16 protein-coding genes and 2 pseudogenes are annotated in these 19,877 nt (G+C 62.0%); 11 read left to right on the top strand and 7 right to left on the bottom strand.

The features are described from left to right. Positions 1 to 340 precede the first annotated feature (340 nt). The 11 genes and pseudogenes from XCSCFBP4642_RS0101005 (at position 341) to XCSCFBP4642_RS0100965 (ending at position 11,652) form a co-directional block, all read left to right on the top strand. Complete coding sequence (locus tag XCSCFBP4642_RS0101005; RefSeq protein ID WP_029218151.1) at positions 341 to 1,204, top strand: phage integrase N-terminal domain-containing protein; 864 nt, start codon at positions 341 to 343, stop codon at positions 1,202 to 1,204. A gap of 136 nt (positions 1,205 to 1,340) precedes the next feature. Continuing rightward, complete coding sequence (locus tag XCSCFBP4642_RS0101000; RefSeq protein ID WP_029218150.1) at positions 1,341 to 1,637, top strand: helix-turn-helix transcriptional regulator; 297 nt, start codon at positions 1,341 to 1,343, stop codon at positions 1,635 to 1,637. A 58-nt stretch (positions 1,638 to 1,695) separates the two neighbouring features. Then, a pseudogene (locus XCSCFBP4642_RS23665) lies at positions 1,696 to 3,269 on the top strand (class I SAM-dependent DNA methyltransferase). Continuing rightward, the gene (locus XCSCFBP4642_RS27990; protein WP_152527185.1) at positions 3,253 to 3,543 is read left to right on the top strand and encodes a restriction endonuclease subunit S domain-containing protein; all 291 of its coding nucleotides are present in this window, start codon (positions 3,253 to 3,255) and stop codon (positions 3,541 to 3,543) included. Before XCSCFBP4642_RS23665 ends, XCSCFBP4642_RS27990 begins: the two are co-directional and overlap by 17 nt. Before the next feature lie 82 nt (positions 3,544 to 3,625). Further along, entirely contained in the window at positions 3,626 to 4,588 is a 963-nt protein-coding gene (locus tag XCSCFBP4642_RS0100990) for an IS1595 family transposase (protein WP_006448937.1), read from the top strand. Further along, a complete protein-coding gene (locus XCSCFBP4642_RS29580) occupies positions 4,543 to 5,094 on the top strand; it encodes a restriction endonuclease subunit S domain-containing protein (RefSeq protein ID WP_235048308.1) in 552 nt (183 codons plus the stop codon). Before XCSCFBP4642_RS0100990 ends, XCSCFBP4642_RS29580 begins: the two co-directional genes overlap by 46 nt. Then, positions 5,094 to 5,405: a restriction endonuclease subunit S domain-containing protein gene (locus XCSCFBP4642_RS29575; RefSeq protein WP_200859725.1), complete on the top strand. Its 312-nt coding sequence runs from the start codon at positions 5,094 to 5,096 to the stop codon at positions 5,403 to 5,405. The genes XCSCFBP4642_RS29580 and XCSCFBP4642_RS29575 overlap by 1 nt, the downstream gene beginning before the upstream one ends. A 190-nt stretch (positions 5,406 to 5,595) precedes the next feature. Beyond that, positions 5,596 to 6,282 (top strand): abortive infection family protein, encoded by a 687-nt coding sequence (locus XCSCFBP4642_RS0100980; RefSeq protein ID WP_235048252.1) that lies wholly within the window; start codon positions 5,596 to 5,598, stop codon positions 6,280 to 6,282. Continuing rightward, positions 6,282 to 9,427: pseudogene (locus XCSCFBP4642_RS23655) on the top strand (type I restriction endonuclease subunit R). The gene XCSCFBP4642_RS0100980 and the pseudogene XCSCFBP4642_RS23655 overlap by 1 nt, the downstream one beginning before the upstream one ends. 46 nt (positions 9,428 to 9,473) lie before the next feature. Continuing rightward, positions 9,474 to 10,490, top strand: coding sequence for an IS30 family transposase (locus tag XCSCFBP4642_RS0100970; RefSeq protein WP_029218148.1), 1,017 nt, complete (start codon positions 9,474 to 9,476; stop codon positions 10,488 to 10,490). A gap of 109 nt (positions 10,491 to 10,599) precedes the next feature. Then, the gene (locus XCSCFBP4642_RS0100965) at positions 10,600 to 11,652 is read left to right on the top strand and encodes a virulence RhuM family protein (protein WP_029218147.1); all 1,053 of its coding nucleotides are present in this window, start codon (positions 10,600 to 10,602) and stop codon (positions 11,650 to 11,652) included. A 99-nt stretch (positions 11,653 to 11,751) separates the two neighbouring features. On the opposite strand, the gene XCSCFBP4642_RS29780 is transcribed toward XCSCFBP4642_RS0100965, so the two are convergent. The 7 genes from XCSCFBP4642_RS29780 to rpmH all read right to left on the bottom strand — a co-directional run bounded on the left by XCSCFBP4642_RS29780 (position 11,752) and on the right by rpmH (position 19,803). Beyond that, on the bottom strand, positions 11,752 to 12,540 hold the full coding sequence (locus XCSCFBP4642_RS29780) for a tyrosine-type recombinase/integrase (RefSeq protein ID WP_425480179.1): 789 nt from the start codon (positions 12,538 to 12,540) through the stop codon (positions 11,752 to 11,754). A gap of 42 nt (positions 12,541 to 12,582) precedes the next feature. Continuing rightward, the gene (locus XCSCFBP4642_RS29775; protein ID WP_228325654.1) at positions 12,583 to 12,957 is read right to left on the bottom strand and encodes an Arm DNA-binding domain-containing protein; all 375 of its coding nucleotides are present in this window, start codon (positions 12,955 to 12,957) and stop codon (positions 12,583 to 12,585) included. Between the two features lie 184 nt (positions 12,958 to 13,141). Further along, positions 13,142 to 14,482, bottom strand: coding sequence for a tRNA uridine-5-carboxymethylaminomethyl(34) synthesis GTPase MnmE (mnmE, locus tag XCSCFBP4642_RS0100955; protein ID WP_029218146.1), 1,341 nt, complete (start codon positions 14,480 to 14,482; stop codon positions 13,142 to 13,144). Positions 14,483 to 14,643: 161 nt separating this feature from the next. After that, positions 14,644 to 17,346, bottom strand: coding sequence for a polysaccharide deacetylase family protein (locus XCSCFBP4642_RS0100950; protein ID WP_029218145.1), 2,703 nt, complete (start codon positions 17,344 to 17,346; stop codon positions 14,644 to 14,646). A 93-nt stretch (positions 17,347 to 17,439) separates the two neighbouring features. Then, positions 17,440 to 19,161: a membrane protein insertase YidC gene (yidC, locus tag XCSCFBP4642_RS0100945; RefSeq protein WP_029218144.1), complete on the bottom strand. Its 1,722-nt coding sequence runs from the start codon at positions 19,159 to 19,161 to the stop codon at positions 17,440 to 17,442. A gap of 25 nt (positions 19,162 to 19,186) precedes the next feature. Continuing rightward, on the bottom strand, positions 19,187 to 19,624 hold the full coding sequence (rnpA, locus tag XCSCFBP4642_RS0100940) for a ribonuclease P protein component (protein ID WP_029218143.1): 438 nt from the start codon (positions 19,622 to 19,624) through the stop codon (positions 19,187 to 19,189). A 38-nt stretch (positions 19,625 to 19,662) separates the two neighbouring features. After that, a complete protein-coding gene (gene rpmH, locus XCSCFBP4642_RS0100935) occupies positions 19,663 to 19,803 on the bottom strand; it encodes a 50S ribosomal protein L34 (RefSeq protein WP_002805908.1) in 141 nt (46 codons plus the stop codon). Positions 19,804 to 19,877: the final 74 nt, after the last annotated feature.

Here is a 19,877-nt window from a genome sequence, read left to right as displayed (position 1 = left end):
CGGGCAGAGCCTTCCTCATCTTCGGCGTGGTTCGTCCCGCCATCGTCGCAACACACGCTCGCCTTTCCAGGCTTCGTCGCTGCTCGCCCGACCTCACACGGCCTGCCAGCTCCTTTTTCACCACTGCATAACAGGAGGTATCCATCCCAGCACATCGCGTTGTCATCCCTTGCCATTCCTCCGCCCGGCCTTCCCACAGGAAGCAAGGCGGACGCCTCATTCGAGGCCACAGGTGAACTGAGCACCTGGCCCTTGCCCTTCAGGGATCTCGCCTTGGCGAGTTGGCAAAAACACTGACCGTTTGATTCTCAGCCCAGACAACCGATGGAACGACACTGCGATGGACGACCTGACCTATACCCTGCGCCAGCTCTGCCAGCGCAACCGCGACGGCAGCCATGCCACCCAGGCTGACCGGCAACGGTCGCTGACCCTGGCCGCCCGCCAACTGCGCGAAGCGGGTTTCCGCCAGATGCGGGCCACCTCGCTCAAGGGCAAGCATGCCGAAGCCTTGTTGCAGCGCTGGCAAACCGAAGGCCTGTCGGCCGGTACGCTGAAGAACCGCATGGCGCACCTGCGCTGGTGGGCCGAGAAGGTTGGCAAGGCAGGCATTCTGCCGGCAGACAACACCAAGCTAGGCATTCCTGAGCGGCACCACGTGGCCCATGAAAACAAGGTCAAGGAACTGGATAACAAGCTGGACCGGATCACCGATCCACACGTCCGCATGAGTCTGCGCCTGCAAGCAGCCTTTGGCCTGAGGCGGGAAGAGTCCATTAAGTTCCAACCCCGCTATGCCGACCATGGCGGCCACATCGCCATCAAAGGCTCGTGGGCCAAGGGCGGGCGAGATCGGACGGTGCCGATCACGACGCCGGAGCAGCGCATGGTATTGGACGAGGCCCACCGGCTGGCAGGGGTGGGCTCGCTGATCCCCGCGAACAAGACCTACATCCAGCAGCGGCACGTTTACGACGGGCAATGCAAGGCGGCGGGCCTGAGCAACATGCACGGTTTGCGGCATGGCTATGCCCAAACGCGCTATCTGGTGCTGACAGGATGGAAGGCTCCGGCGGCAGGCGGTCCTTCGACGCAACAACTGACACCCGTACAACACAGCCAAGACCAGGTTGCGCGACAGACGATCAGCCGCGAATTGGGACATGAGCGACTGCAAGTCACGACGGTGTACCTGGGTCGATGAATTGATTCTCTTGACGCCAGCCTTGCGGCTGGAGCGCGAGCCATTGGCTCCGATGCCTCCGATGAAAAAATGCTCCACAAGCATTTAAATTGATATACAATGCTTTTCAAGCATATTTACGCCACCAAGATACCCTATGGTCAACAGCGTCGCTGATCTCATTCGGGCCGCCCGCAATGGGCGAACCCAGGCGGAGTTCGCCACCGTTTTGGGCGTTTCGCAGTCCCAGTTGAGCCGGTATGAGCGGGGGGAGTACGACCCGCCCGCCAAGGTGATCAATGCCTGTATGCGGGAGGCGCATATCGGAAATGGGGTATCTGCACCATCGGCTGACGACTTGGCCCAGAGGGTGCGCACGATGTTGGCCAGCCCAGATAAGGAGCAGGCACGCTCCGCCATCGCGAGCCTGTTAGCGGTGCTTGCTCATGAATAGCGATGACAAAACTTCTGGTGGTACTGAGCGGCCCGGCACGCACATAGGACAGGAAACAATGGCACAGAACGACAACAACGGCGGCAACCTCGGCTTCGAGGCGGAGCTGTTCAAAGCCGCCGACAAGCTGCGCGGCAACATGGAACCCAGTGACTACAAGCACGTTGCGCTGGGCCTGATCTTCCTCAAGTACATCTCCGATGCCTTCGAGTCCCGTCATGCTGAATTGCTGGCAGAGGACGCCGCTGCCGCCGAGGACAAGGACGAATATCTCGCCGACAACATCTTCTGGGTGCCCAAGGAAGCGCGCTGGTCGCATCTGCAAGCCAACGCCAAGCAAAGCAGCATCGGCACGCTGATCGACGACGCCATGCGCGCCATCGAGAAGGACAACGAATCGCTGAAAGGCGTTCTGCCCAAGGACTACGCCCGCCCCGCGCTCAACAAGGTGATGCTCGGCGAACTGATCGACCTGATCTCCGGCATTGCCCTGAACGAAGGCGACGACAAGTCCAAGGACGTGCTGGGCCGCGTCTATGAATACTTCCTCGGTCAGTTTGCGGGCGCGGAAGGCAAGCGCGGTGGTGAGTTCTACACCCCACGTTCCGTGGTACGCACGCTGGTTGAAATGCTGGAGCCCTACAACGGGCGCGTGTATGACCCTTGTTGTGGCAGTGGCGGCATGTTCGTGCAGAGCGAACGGTTCGTCACCGAACACGGCGGGCGCATTGGCGACATCGCCATCTATGGCCAGGAAAGCAACTACACCACTTGGCGCCTCGCCAAGATGAACCTGGCCGTGCGTGGCATCGACTCTGACATCCGTTGGAACAACGAGGGCAGCTTCCACAAGGACGAACTGCGCGACCTCAAGGCCGACTTCATCCTCGCCAACCCGCCTTTCAACATCAGCGACTGGGGCGGGGAGCGCTTGCGCGAAGATGTGCGCTGGCAATTCGGCGCTCCGCCCGTGGGCAACGCCAACTATGCGTGGTTGCAGCACATCTTTCATCACCTTGCACCGCATGGTGTCGCGGGCGTGGTGCTGGCTAATGGCTCGATGAGCTCGCAGCAGAGCCGCGAAGGCGAGATCCGAAAGGCCATGCTTGAAGCCGCTGACGAGGCAGGCGTGGTGGATTGCATGGTCGCCATGCCCGGCCAGTTGTTCTATTCCACTCAGATTCCGGCCTGCCTATGGATTCTGGCGAAGGGCCGCAGCAATGGCTTGGTAAAGAAGACCAAGCTGCGCGACCGTCGCGGTGAAGTACTGTTCATTGACGCGCGCACGATGGGCGTGCTAGTGGATCGCACGCGGCGTGAACTAACCGATGCCGAAGTCAAGCGCATTGCCTCCACCTATCACGCGTGGCGAGGGGAAGCCGACGCGGGTGAAATTCGGACATCCCTGGCTTCTGTAAGTCCGCTACGCTCGAAGAAATCCGCAAACATGACTATGTGTTAACACCGGGTCGCTATGTTGGTGCGGAAGCGCAGGAGGATGACGACGAAGATTTTGACGACAAGATGCAGCGCCTGACTGCACAGTTGTTCAAGCAGACGGAGCGTGGCGCCGAACTGGATTCGCTCATCCGTGAAAAGTTGGAGGCGTTGGGCTATGGCCAAGCTGTCTGACGTAGCCGCCATAAACCCGACCCGCAAGGTCAAAAAAGGCGAGTTTGTACCATTTGTCGAAATGGCTGCGTTGCCTTTGAGTGGGCGAGACATTTCTCCTTCAGCGGTTGAAACTCGCATCGCAAAAGCCTCTGGAGCGCATTTTCAGAATGGCGATACGCTGCTTGCGCGAATCACGCCGTGCCTCGAAAACGGCAAGACGGCGCAGGTCAATGTGCTCGCAGATGGAGCCGTCGGGGAAGGTTCAACCGAGTTCATCGTGCTTCCTGATTAGCCCTGACCATCAGCCGCCTGTCGCAGGATCTGCGCCGCGCTGGGTGGATGCTGCTGTCACCTGAAGCCAACGAGGTGGCGTGATGAGTATCAATGCCGTGCAGTTCCAAGCGGGATTGTCGATGCCTGAGTTCTTCGCGTCCTACGGCACCGAAGCCAAGTGCTATCGCGCGCTTTACAAGTGGCGCTGGCCGCAAGGCTTTCGTTGCCCTGTTTGTGCCGGACGCGTGCGCTCGCGTTTCAAGCGGGGTGCTGCGATCTACTACCAATGCAGCGCGTGCCGGCATCAGACCAGCCTGATTGCAGGCACGATGTTCGAAGGCACCAAGCTGCCGCTGCGCACCTGGATGCTGGCGTTGCACCTGCTGACCTCGACCAAAACCAACATGGCCGCGCTGGAGTTGATGCGGCATCTGGGCGTCAACTACAAGACGGCCTGGCGGATGAAACACAAGATCATGCAGGTTATGGCCGAGCGCGAATCCATGCGGAAACTGGCGGGTTTCGTGCAGATCGACGATGCCTATCTCGGCGGCGAGCGTAACGGTGGCAAGGCCGGACGCGGATCGGAGAACAAACAAGCGTTCCTGATTGCGGTGCAGACCGATGCCACCTTCACCGCGCCGCGCTTTGTGGTGATCGAGCCGGTGCGCAGCTTCGACAACACCTCGCTGCAGGACTGGATTGCCCGTCGCTTGGCGCCCGAATGCGAGGTCTACACCGATGGGCTGGCCTGCTTCCGCCGGCTAGAAGACGCCGGCCACGCGCACACCACGCTGGACACTGGCGGTGGTCGTGCCGCGACCGAAACGGCCGGTGCACGTTGGCTCAACGTGGTGCTGGGCAATCTCAAACGCGCCATCAGTGGCGTGTATCACGCCATCGCGCAAGGCAAATACGCAAGGCGTTACCTGGGAGAAGCGGCCTATCGTTTTAATCGTCGATTCCGCTTGCGCGAGATGCTGCCACGACTTGCCACGGCCATGATGCAATCCACACCATGCCCAGAGCCGGTTTTACGTGCAGCGAGCAATTTTCATGGCTGAGAGTCGGGGCTAATCAGGTCGTGCTTTGTGGTCACGATTCGGCAGACAACGACTTCGTTTACTACTTGTGTAGGGAACCGGAGTTCCGCAAGTTCGCCATCTCTCGGATGGAAGGCACATCGGGGCGTCAGCGCGTTGCATGGAAATCCATTGCTAACTATGAGTTCGAGTTACCGCCGCCAGAAGTTCGCCGCGCAGCGGCGGAAGTTCTGGCGGTGCTCGACAACCGGATCGACAACCTGCGCCAGAGCAACGCCACTTTGGAGGCCATTGCCGCCGCACAGTTCAAGTCCCGCTTTGTGGATTTTGATGGTGTGCCGACAGAGGATATGCAGGAATCAGAACTCGGATTGATTCCCAAGGGATGGAGGGAGGAAGAAATCGGCAAGCTGGTGCAGTGCGTGGGCGGCGCAACGCCCAGTACCAAGGACGGAACCTTTTGGAACGACGGCAAACACCACTGGGCCACGCCGAAAGATTATCGGGCCTACAAGCGCCCGTGCTGATGACCACCGAACGTCGTATCACCGATGCGGGCGTAGCACGCATCAGCAGTGGCCTGCTGCCTGCTGGCACGCTGTTGATGTCGTCGCGCGCGCCCATCGGCTACCTCGCCATCGCCGCCGTCCCTGTCGCTATCAATCAGGGCTTCATAGCCATGCTGCCCGGCGGTGCGCTGTCGCCAGTGTGGTTACTGTTCTGGGCGCAAGCCAACATGGAAGCCATCAAGCAAAAGGCCAATGGCTCGCCTTCATGGAGATCAGCAAGGCCGCGTTTCGCCCCATTAAGGTCGCGCTGCCGCCGCCCGACGCGCTAGCTCAGTTCGACGAAGTGGCGGTACCGATGCTGGAACGCATCCAGAACAACGAGCGCCATATTGCCACCCTCGCAGCTATACGTGATGCACTGCTGCCACGCCTTGTCTCCGGCCAACTTCGGGTGCCCCAATGAGTCTGGATTGGTGTCCCGGTATCCGCGAAGCTTGCATGCATTGGCGCGATGCGCCGATGTTGCAGCAGACCTTCGAGGCGCTGGAGCGTACCTTGGAGCAGGATAACGATGCGTGCATTGACTGTGCGAAATCCATCGTCGAAGTGTTCTGCCGCATCATCGTGGACGAACTGGATTCGCCTACCCAACCCGTCAGGCCCAAAGCTGCGGCCCCCGACTTCGGCGAATGGGTCGGTGCGGCAGTGCGGGTGCTGAAACTCGGCGAGAACCAGAACAACAAGTTCCTGAAGCTGGTGTCGCAGCACCACAAGCTGACGACGGCCCTGGGCGATCTACGGAATGAATCCGGGCCAGTCAGCCACGGTCGGGACGGATTCCTGGCCAAGCTATCTGTCCATCATCGGCGCTCGGCGGTCTTGTCAGCGGATGCACTGGTGATGTTCCTGCACCATGCCTATCTGGAGGCACAACGCGATCCAGTCAGTTCGCGTGAGCCGTGGGAACGGTTCGAGCCGTTCAACCAACTGATAGATGCGAATATCGGCTTGGGTTTGGTAACGGACGATGACGGCAATTCAGAACTCCGGGTTTTGCTGCCCAAAAACGAATACCTCTCCCTCAGTATTCCGGTCAGTCGTTTGCTTTACCAGCTTGACCGGGATGCCTACATCGAAGCCCTGAACGCCGCTCGCGGCGTTCCTATCCCGGCGGCGGAACCAAACGAAGAGCAAGAGGGAGCCTGATGGCCTTTTTGTCCGAAGCCCAAGTCGAACAAGCCTTGCTGGAGCAACTGCGTGAGCTGGGCTACGCGATTGCGTCTGAAGAAGTCGTCGGCCCGGACGGCAGCGCACCGGAGCGCGACAGCCACGATGTCGTGTTGCTGCACCAGCGGCTGGCAGATGCCGTTCTGCGGCTCAACCCGAACCTGCCGCCAGAGGCGCGGGCGGATGCCATTCGTAAGCTCACCCAAGCCGTATTCCCCGCTTTGATGGAAGAAAACCGCCGCATCCACACGCTGCTGACCGAAGGCGTGGACGTCGAATACTACGGCGACGATGGCGTGCTGACGGCGGGCAAGGTGGCGTTGCTGGACTTCGACACGCCTGCGCGCAACGACTGGCTAGCTGTGCCGCAGTTCGTAGTCATCCACGGCCAGGTCAAGCGCAGGCCGGACATAGTGCTGTTCGTCAACGGTTTGCCGCTTGCAGTGATCGAGCTGAAGGCGCCGGGCAGCACAGGCGCGCACTTGGCGGGCGCATTCAACCAGTTGCAGACTTACAAGCAGCAAATTCCGACGCTGTTTCACACCAATGCGCTGCTGGTCACGTCTGATGGCATCGCGGCACGCTTGGGGTCGCTGTCCGCTGATCTGGAACGTTTCATGCCGTGGCGCACCACGGATGGAAGAGCTATTCTGGAAAAGGCTTGCCGGAACTTCCGACACTGATCGAGGGCGTGTTCGAGAAGCAGCGGTTCCTCAATTTGCTGCGCTACTTCACCGTGTTCGGCGAAACGGGCAGCGGCTTGGCAAAGATCGTGGCGGGCTATCACCAGTACCACGCAGTCAACCGCGCCATCGAGTCCACGATTCGTGCCGCTGACCCACGGCAGGGCATGGCTGAGGAACCGGCGTCCTACGGGCTGCCCAGCGTGGCGACGCAACCCCAGGGCGATCGGCGCGCGGGGGTGATCTGGCATACGCAAGGTTCGGGCAAGAGTCTGCTGATGGCCTTCTATGCCGGGCGACTGGTGAAATACCCCGCAATGGAGAACCCGACGCTTGTCGTGCTGACCGACCGAAACGACTTGGACGACCAGTTGTTTGCCACTTTCTCGATGTGCCGCGACCTGATCCGCCAGACACCGGTGCAGGCCGAAAGCCGCGAGCATTTGCAGCAACTGCTTGCCAGGGCCTCGGGTGGCGTGATCTTCACCACCCTGCAGAAGTTCGGCGAGGTGGCCGAACCGCTGACCACACGCCGCAACGTGGTCGTCATCGCCGACGAGGCGCACCGTTCGCAATACGGCTTTCGGGCGAAGGTGGATGCCAAAACCGGCGAAGTCTCTTACGGATTCGCCAAATACCTGCGCGACGCGCTGCCCAATGCCTCTTTCATCGGTTTCACGGGTACGCCTATCGAGGCCACAGACGTGAACACCCCGGCGGTGTTCGGCAATTACATCGACATCTACGACATCAGCCGCGCGGTGGAGGACGGCGCAACGGTACCGATCTACTACGAATCGCGGCTGGCGCGCATCGAACTGGATGAAGATGAGAAGCCCAAGCTCGATGCTGAGGTAGAAGCGCTGACTGAGGACGAGGCGGTCACCGAACAGGAAAAGCTGAAAGCGAAATGGGCGACAGTCGAACAACTGGTCGGCAGCGAAAAGCGCGTGGCGCTGGTGGCGAAGGACTTAGTGGCGCATTTCGAGGACAGGCTGGCCGCGCTGAATGGCAAGGCGATGGTGGTGTGCATGAGCCGTCGCATCTGCGTGGCACTGTATAACGAGATCGTCAAATTGCGCCCGGACTGGCACAGCACCGATGACAATGCCGGAGCCATCAAAATCGTGATGACGGGCGCAGCCAGCGACCCACCCGAATGGCAGCAGCACATCGGCAACAAGGCGCGACGCGACCTGCTCGCCAAGCGCGCCCGCGACGCCAAAGACCCACTCAAGCTGGTCATCGTGCGCGACATGTGGCTGACCGGATTCGACGCCCCCTGCATGCACACGATGTACGTGGACAAGCCGATGCAGGGCCATGGGCTAATGCAGGCCATCGCCCGCGTCAATCGCGTGTTCCGCGACAAGCCTGCGGGTTTGATCGTGGATTACATCGGCATCGCGCAGAGCCTGAAATCGGCGCTGGCTCAGTATTCGGCACGCGATCAGGAAACCACGGGCGTCGATGAAGCACAGGCCATTGCGGTGCTGCTGGAGAAGTACGAGGTAGTGCGCGACATGTACCACGGCTTCGATTACTTCACGGTGCTGAACGGCTCAGCACAGCAACGTCTGATGATGATGGCCGGAGCCATCGAGTGGATTCTGGACAGGCAACAACAATGGGCGGCAGCGGAGACTACCGAGGAAGGCAAGAAGAACGCTCAGCGGCGTTATCAGGACGCGGTGCTGGCCTTATCGAAGGCGTATTCGCTGGCGTCGGCGTCCGACGAGGCGCGCGGTATCCGCGAGGAAGTCGGCTTCTTTCAAGCTATTCGTGCCGCGCTGGTCAAGTCGAGCACGGGTTCCGGCGTGACCTCACACGAGCGCGACTTCGCCATCCAGCAGATCGTCAGCCGTGCGGTGGTCAGCACCGAGATCGTGGACATTCTGAAAGCGGCAGGCATCCAGTCGCCGGACATTTCCATCCTCTCCGACGAATTCCTGGCCGAAGTGCAACAGATGCAAAAGAAGAACCTTGCGCTGGAAGCCCTGCGCAAGCTTATCAACGATGGTATCCGTTCGCGCAGCAAGACCAACATCGTCGAAACGCGGACCTTCTCGGAACGGCTGGAGCAGGCTGTCGCGCGCTACCACGCTAGCGCCATCACCACTGCCGAGGTGTTGCAGCGGCTCATTCAGTTGGCGAAGGATATTCGAGCGGCCCGACAGCGTGGGGAGGAGTCCGGGCTCAGTGACGAAGAAATCGCCTTTTATGACGCGCTGGCTGAAAACGAATCGGCAGTCCAAATAATTGGCGATGACAATCTCAAGGTGATTGCCCATGAATTGCTGGTTAGCCTGAAAAGCAATGTCTCGGTTGACTGGGCACATCGCGATTCGGCGCGTGCCCGGATGCGTGTGCTGGTCAAGCGTATCCTGCGCAAGTACGGCTATCCGCCTGATTTGCAGGACGCCGCCGTCCAGACAGCTTAGACTCAACTTCCAAGTGCAACACCCCGCCTTGACGTAGGGTAGCGGCATGGGCACACAGTACAGGCACCTGGGTTCCGAAGAACGCGCTTTGCTTCAAATTGAACTCGGTAACGGAATGAGCATCAACTCCATTGCAAGGCGACTCAATCGCAGTGCGTCCACCCTGTCGCGCGAGATAAGGCGACAGGGCGAACCTGTCTATGCGGCAACCAGCGCAGCCAGCAACTATCGGCTGCGCCGCAGAGCGTGCGTTCGAAGGCGCCGGCTTGTTGAAGGCAGTGCGCTCTTTCAGCAGGTGCGTGACGACTTGGTTCTGTATCGTTGGTCGCCCCAGCAAATTGCTGCCAAGCTCAAGGCCATGCATCCGGATGATCCAAGTCAACGCGTGAGTCACGAAACAATCTACGCCGCTATCTACGCGCATCCGCGTGGTGGTTTGAAGAAAGAGCTTGTGGAGGCGCTTCGTCAGCACAAGCCGACGCGAGGCTTGCGCCGTACAACCGCTGCCAAGCGCACGTGGGTGCCGGAGGAGCTGCGTATCGTCCATCGGCCTGAAGAGGTGGCGCAGCGCTTGATTCCTGGGCACTGGGAAGGCGACCTGATCAAAGGGGCTTTCAACCGCTCGTGCGTAGGCACGCTGGTGGAGCGAAAGACGCGCTTTGTGGTGCTGTGCAAGATGGATGGCTGTACTGCACAGGATGCGCTGGAGGGCTTCACGCGACAGATGAAGAAGCTGCCGCGTTTCCTACTGGGAAGCCTCACCTATGACCGCGGAACCGAGATGACGTGTTATCCAGAGCTGATGAAGCGGCTCAACATCGATCTTTGGTTCGCCGATCCACATGCGCCCTGGCAGCGCGGCAGCAATGAGAACACCAACGGCCTGCTGCGCCAGTTCATGCCAAAAGGCGCGGACTTGTCCAAGGCGAGCCAGGAGTATCTCAACAACGTCGCCGACCTGATGAACGCCCGGCCACGGCAGACGCTTGGCTGGAAGACGCCGAACCAGGCGCTGGAAGAAGAGATCGCTCAATTCAACTCACGTGTTGCACTTGCAAGTTGAGACCGCCCAGTGTTGCAGCAGGCGGAAGCACTGTCAGCCGGGTGGGCCTAAGGGGCAGATAGATGAGGGATCTTCCTGCTCTCCTGCAAATTTCGCACGGGTATTGCTTATGACCGACCAACTTCAGCCTCTGCCCGGCGAATTCCTACTCTACGAGACCGAGGACGGGCGAACCCGCGTCGAATGCCGCTTCGTGGCCGATACACTGTGGCTGCCGCAGGCGGGCATGGCCGAGCTGTTCCAGACCAGCAAGCAGAACGTTGCCAAACACCTGAAGGCGATCTTTGCCGAGGGGGAGCTGCGGCCCGAGGCAGTTGTCAACCAATGGTTGACAACTGCCTCTGACGGCAAGAACTACCGGGTGGCCTACTACAGCCTGGAGGCGATTCTGGCGGTCGGCTACCGGGTGCGCTCGCCGCGCGGCACCCAATTCCGCCGCTGGGCTACGGAGCGCCTGGCTGAGTACCTGGTCAAGGGCTTCACGCTGGACGACGAACGCCTGAAGAATCCGCCCGTCGCCGGTTCCGCCGTTCCCGACCGTTTCGACGAGCTGCTCGAACGTATCCGCGACATCCGGGCCAGCGAACGCCGGATGTACCTGCGAGTGCGCGAGATATTTTCGATGGCAGCGGACTATTCGCCCACGCTACCGGAAACCACCCAGTTCTTCCGCTTTATCCAGAACAAGCTGCACTTCGCCGTCACAGGCAAGACCGCCGCCGAACTGATAGCCGAGCATGCCGACAGCCGCCAGCCCAACATGGGGCTGACGACCTGGAAATCCGGCAGCGTACAGAAGGCCGATGTGACCGTTGCCAAGAATTACCTGCGGGAATCGGAAATCAGCGAACTCAACCGCATCGTCACGATGTGGCTGGACTTTGCCGAGGATCAGGCTCGTCGGCGCAAGGAGGTGTTCCTGAAGGACTGGGCGGAGCGGCTCGATGCCTTCCTGACCTTCAACGAACGCGATGTGCTCACCGGCGCAGGCCGCATCTCCAAGAAGCAGGCCGACGCCCACGCTGAGAACCAATATGAGCAGTTCGCCGTCCAGCGGCGGGCCTTGTTGGAGGCTGAAGGTGCAGATGCCAATGTACGAGCGTTGGAGGACGCCGCCAAGGCGCTGCCCAAGCCGGGCAAAAGTAGCAGGAAGACAAAATGAATTGCCGGGCTTGGCCCGGCCAAAGGGAAGATGAAAAAGGCGATAAGTGAATGGAGACCAAGGGACAACGGCCCTACTCGGAAAAGGAAAAGGCTACCCTCAAGCCGAAGCGGCGCCGATCACCAGATTTGCCGACGGCACCAGCCTGTCGATGTAATCCGACCACGCCTGCAACATCTCCCGCCGCTGCTCGGCGTACTCCGCCCGGTTGTAGACACCGCGCACGCCGCCAATGGTGTGGTTCAGCGCCTTCTCCACCACGTCCGAAGGCCAGCCCTGTTCGTGCAGCAGCGTCGATGCGGTGCGCCGCAGGTCGTGGATGGTGAAGGCAGGAATCTCCTGCCCCTGTAATGACACCTTCAACGCCTGGTTCAGTGCATTGCTGGCGAAGGGCTTGGCCAGGGTGCCACGCCCCGGCAACACCCAGACGCTGCTGCTGGCCAGCGGCTTGAGCTCCTTGAACAGAATCTGCGTCTGGGTGGACAGGTAGACGATGTGCGGCTTGCCGGTCTTGGAGTTCTCGACCGGGATGTGCCATTCGCCTTCGTCCAGATGCACGTCCTTCCACTGCGCCAGCATCAACTCGGACTTGCGCACCAGGGTCATCAGGATCAACTGGAAGGCGATCTTGAACTGGCGGCGGATGTTGGAGGTCTGCATGGCGCGCAGGAACTGCCGGATCTCGTCCGGCGTCAGCGCCCGGTCGCGGGCTGCTGCGCGGTAGACGTGCCGCATCGGCAGGGCCATGACCGGGTTGGCCTGGATCAGGCCGCAGGTCAGTGCGTAGTCGAACATGCGCTTGAGCAGGCCGCGCACCTGGCCGGCGGCGGCATCGAAGCCTTGTTCCTTCTTGCGCCAGATGACGCTGCGTACGTCCTCGGCGGTGATGTCCCGGATCGGCTTGCTGCCGATATGCGGCAGGATGTCCTTTTACAGGTAGCGGCGGGGCATGGTCACGTTCTTGCGGTCGCGTGACTGGATGTCCTTGAAGAAGCGTTCGGCGAAGTCGGCCACGGTGGCGTCTTCTGCGCCTGCCACCTTCTTCTGCTGCTTCTTCTTTGCCGGTGACTCTCCCATCGCCACCTGGTGGGCTGCCTCGTCCCGCTTCAGGCGTGCGTTCTTCAGCGTCAGCGCGGGGTACTTACCCAGCGTCAGCTTCTCGTACTTGCCATTCAGCCGGTAGCGGTAGCGCCAGACGACGCCCCCGGTCGGGAAGACCTCCACATACAGCCCCCTGTCATCGGTAACCGTATAGGTCTTGTCCCTGGGCTTGAGTGCCTTGAGCACGGTATCGGTCAGTGCCATCTCATTCTCCGCATGTCCAAGTAGAGGGATGGAGAGCATATATCCCACTACTTGGTGTCAAACTTGGACATATCAGTGAGTGGCTTCGACTGTATCACCGAATTCGTCAGTAGACAAAGATTCCTTTATATACGCTGATTTAAAGCCAATCTGAAGACGTCAGTGGATGTCATTGGACACCATCTCACTTCCCGATGCAGAAGCTCGAGAAGATCTGACCCAGCAACTCGTCGGCGCTCATCTTGCCGGTGATCTCGCCCAGTGCTGCATGCGCCAAGCGCAGTTCTTCGGCGGCCAGTTCGAGTTGTTCGAAGCCCAGTTCCAGGTCGGCGGCATCGGCGTGTTGTTCGGCGCGGCGCAGCGCTTCCACATGGCGGGTGCGTGCGGAGAATTCACCATCCGCGCTGTCGCTTGCATCGCCAAGTGCCAAGTCGCGTAGCCGGGTGTGTAATTGCTCCAGCCCGTGCCCGGTGATGGCCGAAACCGCAATCGCATCGCTGCCCAACGGCGTGCTGTCGGCCAGCAGATCGCATTTGTTGTGGATCCACAGCTGGCGTGGCACGGCATCGATGGCATCGCCGATCGCCTCATGCGCAGCCTGCGGGTCGCGCGCATCCAGCACCACCAGTGCCAGATCGGCACGTTCGAGCTCGGCGCGCGCGCGGCGCATGCCTTCGCGCTCGATCGCATCGCCGCCGTCGCGCAGGCCGGCGGTATCGACCAGGGTCAGTTCGAAGCCATCGAGCTGGATGGCTTCATGCAGGGTGTCGCGGGTGGTGCCGGCGACATCGGTGACGATCGCACGGTCGCTGCCGGCCAATGCATTGAGCAGCGAACTCTTGCCGGCATTGGGTGGGCCGATCAGCACCGCATGCAGGCCATCGCGCAACTTGCGTCCGCGTTCTGCGTCACGCAGCAGCTGCGCCAGCACTGTCCGCGCCTGTCGGAGCCCGTCGCGTACCTGCGAGCCACCCAGGGTATCGAGCGGCTCGTCGGCGAAATCGATCGCCGCCTCCACATGCACGCGCAGTCGCGTCAGCTGCTCGCTCACCGCCTCGATGCGGCGCGAAAACACGCCATCCAGCGAACGCCGCGCGGCACGTGCGGCACGCACGTCGCCAGCGGCGATCAGGTCGGCGATCGCCTCGGCCTGGGCCAGGTCGAGCTTGCCGTTGAGGAAGGCGCGCTCACTGAACTCACCCGCTCGTGCCTGGCGTGCGCCCAGCGCAACGCAGCGCGCGACCAACTGACGCAACAACACTGGGCTGCCATGGCCCTGCAGCTCCACCACGTCTTCACCGGTAAAACTGCGTGGCGCCTTGAACCACAGGGCGATGCCATCGTCGATGACCTGGCCCTGCGCGTCACGAAAGCGCGCGTACTGCGCCTGCCGTGGTTGCATCGGCGCAATGCCCAGTCCCGCCGCGATCTGCATCGCCTGCGGCCCGGACAGGCGCACGATTCCTACGCCACCGGCTCCGGCGGCACTGGCGATGGCAACGATGGTGGACGTGGAAGACGACATGGGCACTGCTCTGACGTGGATTGAAGAAGACGGCCGCGGTGACGCATCGACCGCGCGGCCGGCGGCGGCCTCCAGCCGATGCGCGTCCTTGGCGTATCACGCCTCCATCCCAGGGCGCGTTCTGCTGACAAGCTTCGCTGCAATGCGTCAGCCGTATGGAATCACAGCGCCTGCAGCTGGGTACGCGCCTGCTCTGCACCGCTGCCTTGCGGCTGCAGTTCCAGATAGGTGGAGTACGCCGTGCGCGCCTTCTCGCGATCGCCGGCCTTGGCATGGGCATCGCCAAGATTGAGATAGGCCACTGCACGCGAGGGGTCGATCTTCACGGTGTTTTCCAGCCAACGCGCCGCTTCGGCATAACGTTGCTGACGGTAGTACACAAAGCCCAGGTTGTTGGCAGCCAGCGCGAAGTCCGGACGCAGCTTCAATGCCTCGGCAAATTGTTCGGCGGCGTCGGCATAGCGTTTTTCCTTGTACAGCTGCAGGCCTCGTTCGTTGGCCAGCTGCGCGCGCTGGCGGTCGCTGCTCTTCACCGCCGTCGGCAGCACCAGCCTGGCTTCGCCGCCTTGCAGCGTCTTCACCGTGACCGGCGCCGCAGGGGCAGCGGTACCGGCCGGGGCCGGCGCGGGACGTGCAGCATCCACGCGCCCGTTGAGCGCAATCGCATCGGCCGACAGCTGCGCGGTATCGGCAGTGAGAAATTCTTCGCCGCTGGGCACCTTGAACACGAACTCGCCGCCCTGCGAACCCGGCAGACTGCCGAACGCCGGTGTCTGCGCCGAGACTGCCGACACTGACGGTGCCACATACGCCGCCAGCTCGGTGCCGGTGATCAGGCCATCGCCATTGAGATCGCCCTTGCCGGCCAATGCCTGCAACAACACCCAGGTAAACACCGAATGCCCATTCGGCCCGCTATCGGCCACTTGTTGATCGGCACCGCCGGCGGTCAACATCTGGCGTGCGGTACGCCGCGCGTTCTCGCGCAGATACGCGCTGGAACTTGGCCCGCCGCGTGTCAATCCCTGCCCGCTGTAACACGCATCCATCACGAACAAGACGTGCTTGGCCTGCAGGCTTTCGGCAATGTTCTGCAGATCGCTCATCGCGATTGCATCGCTGGCCAGATGCTCTGGATGCGAATCGACCGGAATGATGTAGCCCAGGTCGCGCCCGGAGGCGAGCCGGCGCGTGGCGCCATGCCCGGCAAAGAACACGAACACGCGGTCGTTGGTCTGCGCGCGGCCTTCACCAAGGCGGTCGTGGAACGCGGCAAGGATGTTGTTGCGCGTGGCCTGCGCGTTCTTGAGCACGATCACCTGCGAAGACGGAAACCCCAACGGCCCGGTCAAGGTGCTGGCGATCGCCTGCGCATCGTTGGCCGCATATTCCAGCTTGGGCCAGAGCGCGTAATCGTCGATGCCGATCACGATCGCCCAGGATTTCGCGTAGCCGGTGGTCACCGTGGCATCGACCACCGCGCTGGGCGCACGCGCCACGGAAAATTCGCGGCCATTCCAGCCGGCAAACTGGTAACCATCAGCGATAAGACGATCCAGAATCTGCGGCAGCGCTTTGACTGCGCGGTCGTGGATGTCATGGAACAACACGATGCCGCGCTGCTCCTTGTTCACCTGGTCGAGCACGCGCTGCACGATCGATTCCGGCACCGGGTCGGCCCAGTCCAGCGAATCGATGTTCCACATGATCGATTTCAAACCCGCTTCGCCCAGCAGCTGCAAGCCCTCTGCATTACGTGCGCCATACGGAAACCGGAACAGCGGCGCGCGCTTGTCGTCCACCGCACGCAGCAAGGTGTCGGTATCCAGCACCTGGCTGCGCAGCGCATCGCCGGTGGTCTTGGACAACTGCGCATGGGTCAGGCTGTGGTTGCCCACGGCATAGCCTTCTTCCATCAGCGTGTGGCTGATCTTGGACAGCGGCGCGAGTTTGGGTGTGCCAGCAGCATCCAGGCTGCCGAGATTGCGCCCTACTTCGAAGAACACCCCGGGCACGTCGTAGCGTTTGAGAATCGCTACGATCTCTTCGGTATAGGCTTTGTGCGGACCATCGTCGAAGGTCAGCACCACCGTCTTGGGCGGCAGGTCGCGGCCGAACACTTCGCTCTCGTTGTCGCGCGCCGAGAATGGATACGGCTCCACCACGCCATGGTCGCGCAGGATTTTTTCGCGTGTGTAGAGCGTGCGCAGATGCGCCACGTAGTCGTCCCACTTCTCGCGCTTGGGCGCGATGGCGCGGCTGCGGTCGAAGCGGCTGAAGATCTGCGTCAGCTCGGTGTTGTAGCTGCGCTCGATCTCATCCAGCGCTTCCAGATCCTCACCGATGCGCTGGTGCAGTTTCACCGCCGGCAATGCAGAGTCGCGACCGATGCGCGCATGCAGATCGCGCAGCACTTCGCGAAACGCCAGGCGGTCGGCATCGTACAGATCCGGCGCCGATTCCACTTCGTCCAGCACCGTGGCAATGGTGGTCAAGCGGGTTGGGTCCTTGGATGCCAGAACCGTGTCGACGCGTGCGGCGATGCGTTCGCGCTGTTCCAGATTTTCATGGAACAACTGCTGCCCCACGCTGCTGGACGTGGCGCGATCGCGCGGGCTTTGCTTGGCCTCATCGGCCAGCAGCACGATGATGCGGCGATGCCGATCCAGCTGCTCGCGCAGCTGCGCAATCAGTGCGCGTGCGTCGTCGTTGTCGGTTTCGGCTGGCGCGCCATTGGCGGCAGGCGCAGCGGTGCTGGCAGCAGACGCTGCCTCGCCGGCGGTCTGCTTGCCGCAGCCGGCCATCGCCAGCATTCCGGCACAACCGGCGCACAGCAACAGGCGATACAGCGGCGATGACATCACGACGGCGTCCTTGGCGTTGAAGACAACAGGGCAGACAGCAACTGCGGCGGCATGCAGAAAGCCCGCCTTGCGGCGGGCTCTGTGCAACTGCGCTTACTTGGCGTTGGCCTGGATGATCTTGCTCGGCTTCTCGCCGTGCTGGCGGATCATCCACCACTGGATCAGCAGACCCAGGCCGCCGTTGACCACCCAGTACAGCACCAGGCCGGCCGGCATGAAGGCCATCATGACGCCGAACACCAGCGGCATGAACTGCATCATCTTGGCCTGCATCGGGTCCATACCCGGGGTCGGGGTCAGCTTCTGCGTCGCCCACATGATGGCGATGTTGAGCACCGGCAGGATGAAATACGGGTCGCGCGCGGTCAGGTCCTGGATCCAGCCCAGCCACGGCGCCTGGCGCAATTCCACCGATTCCACCAGCACCCAGTACAGCGCGAAGAAGATCGGCATCTGGATCAGCAGCGGCAGGCAGCCGCCCATCGGGTTGATCTTTTCCTTCTTGAACAGCTCCATCGTCGCCTGCTGGTACTTGACGCGATCGTCGCCGTAACGCTCCTTGAGCTGCGCCAGGCGCGGCTGGAAGCGGCGCATCTTGGCACCGGATTTGTACTGCGCGGCCGACAGCGGATACAGCGCCAGACGCAGCAGCACCACCAGGCCGATGATGGCCCAGCCCCAGTTGTGCAGGAAGCTGTGCAGATGGCTCAGCACCCAGAACAGACCCTGGCCGATGATGGCCATGATCGAGAAGCGGCTGTAGTCGACCACACGGTCCAAGCCCTTCACGTCTTCCTTGGCGATCAGGCTGACCAGCTTCGGGCCCACCCACAGGCGCGCTTCGGTGCTGGCGGTCTGGCCCGGCGCCACGGTGAACGCCGGGCCACGCAGTTCGGCCACGTCACGTGGACCGTCCTGATTGAGCACGTACAGCGAGGCTTGATCCTTCTGCGGAATCCACGCGGTGAAGAAGTGGTGCTGCAGCAGCGCCACCCAGCCGCCGGTGATCTGGCGATTCAGGCCACCGTCGTCCATGTAGTCCTTGAACGCACGACGCTCGTAGCCTTCCTGTGGGCTGTACCAGGTCGCCCCGTTGAAGCTGAAGGAATCCGGGTTGGTCATGCCGCGGCTGAGGATGGTCGGCACCCGGCCCAGCTTGCGGAATACGTAGCCGTTCCACGGCGCGCCGCTCTTGTTGATCACCTCGTCCTTGATCGAGATCGCGTAGCGACCGCGCTCCAAAGTGAAGGTGCGGCGGATCGACACGCCGTTGGGGCCATTCCAGATAAACGGCACCACCAGGGTGTTCTGGCCCTTGGCCAGTTCGAATGCGGTGCCCGGCTGCTCGGCACGGAAGCCGCCCACGCCCGGTACCGGCGAATGCTCGCTGGCCCAACCGCTGGTGGCGTTATAGGGGTGCGCGGCATCTTCGGTCAGCAGGCTGACCGGCGCGGTGCCGTCCTTGGTCTGCGGGAACTGCAGCAGTTCGGCATCGAGCACGCTGCGGCCATCCAGCTTCAGGCGCAGTACGTCCGAGGTCAGGGTGATGACCGGCGCAGGGCCGGCAGCGGTCGGCATCGCGGCAGTCGTGCTGGTCGCCGGTACAGCGGCCGGCACGCCCGCCTGCGGAAGGGCCTGGGCCGCCGGCACATTGGCCGACGGTGCCGCAGCATCCAGATCGCGCGCAGCCGGTACCGATTGCGTGGCGACTGCGGGAGGTGCATTCGCCGCCGCCTTGTCCTTGCCCCACTCCATCCACAGCAGCGCCGCGACCATCAGCCAGGCAAAAATCAGGAAAACGCGGGTCTGGTTCATCGGGCAGCAACTCGCTCAGTCGGAACTACAGTTCCGGCTCTATCGGGGAAAGGGAGGATGGGTGCATCGTCCTGGCGGGCGGCATTGTGCCGGGCGCGGCAGGCAGGGGCAATGCGCCGGCACGGCGCAGCAGACGCACAAAGGCGTCGCGAATCTGTGGATTGGTCGCCTTGGCGGCTGCCGAACGCGCGACAATCACGTAGTCGCCGCCGGCCAGCTCGGGCAGCAGGTGGCGCATCGCATCGCGCAGGACGCGCTTGATGCGGTTACGACCGACCGCACGGGTATCGACCTTGCGCGACACGGCCATCCCCAGGCGCGGCGGCGTATCGCCAGTGCGCCAATGCAGGCTGAGCAGCGGATCGGAGGTCCGACGCGCGGTGTCGAAGACAACCGTATATTGCGCACGCGTACGAACCCGCGCAGAGCGCGGAAATCGCCTGCACGGGTTCGATACGTTCACGGGTGGGACTGCCTCGGCCGCAGCGAGCGGCGCGGCAATCAAGCGCTCAGGCGCTTGCGGCCCTTGGCGCGGCGGCGAGCCAGGATCTTGCGGCCGTCGGCGGTTGCCATACGTGCGCGGAAGCCATGGTCGCGTGCTCGCTTCAGGTTGCTGGGTTGGAAAGTACGCTTGGTGGCCATGGGGCCCTCTGCATGAATGGAAACGGTGAACCGGCAATTTTATAGGACCGCATCGGGCCGGGTCAACTCCCGTG

Source organism: Xanthomonas cassavae CFBP 4642 (genome assembly GCF_000454545.1).
GTDB lineage: Bacteria > Pseudomonadota > Gammaproteobacteria > Xanthomonadales > Xanthomonadaceae > Xanthomonas > Xanthomonas cassavae.
This window is presented reverse-complemented; position numbering and strand designations above follow the sequence as displayed.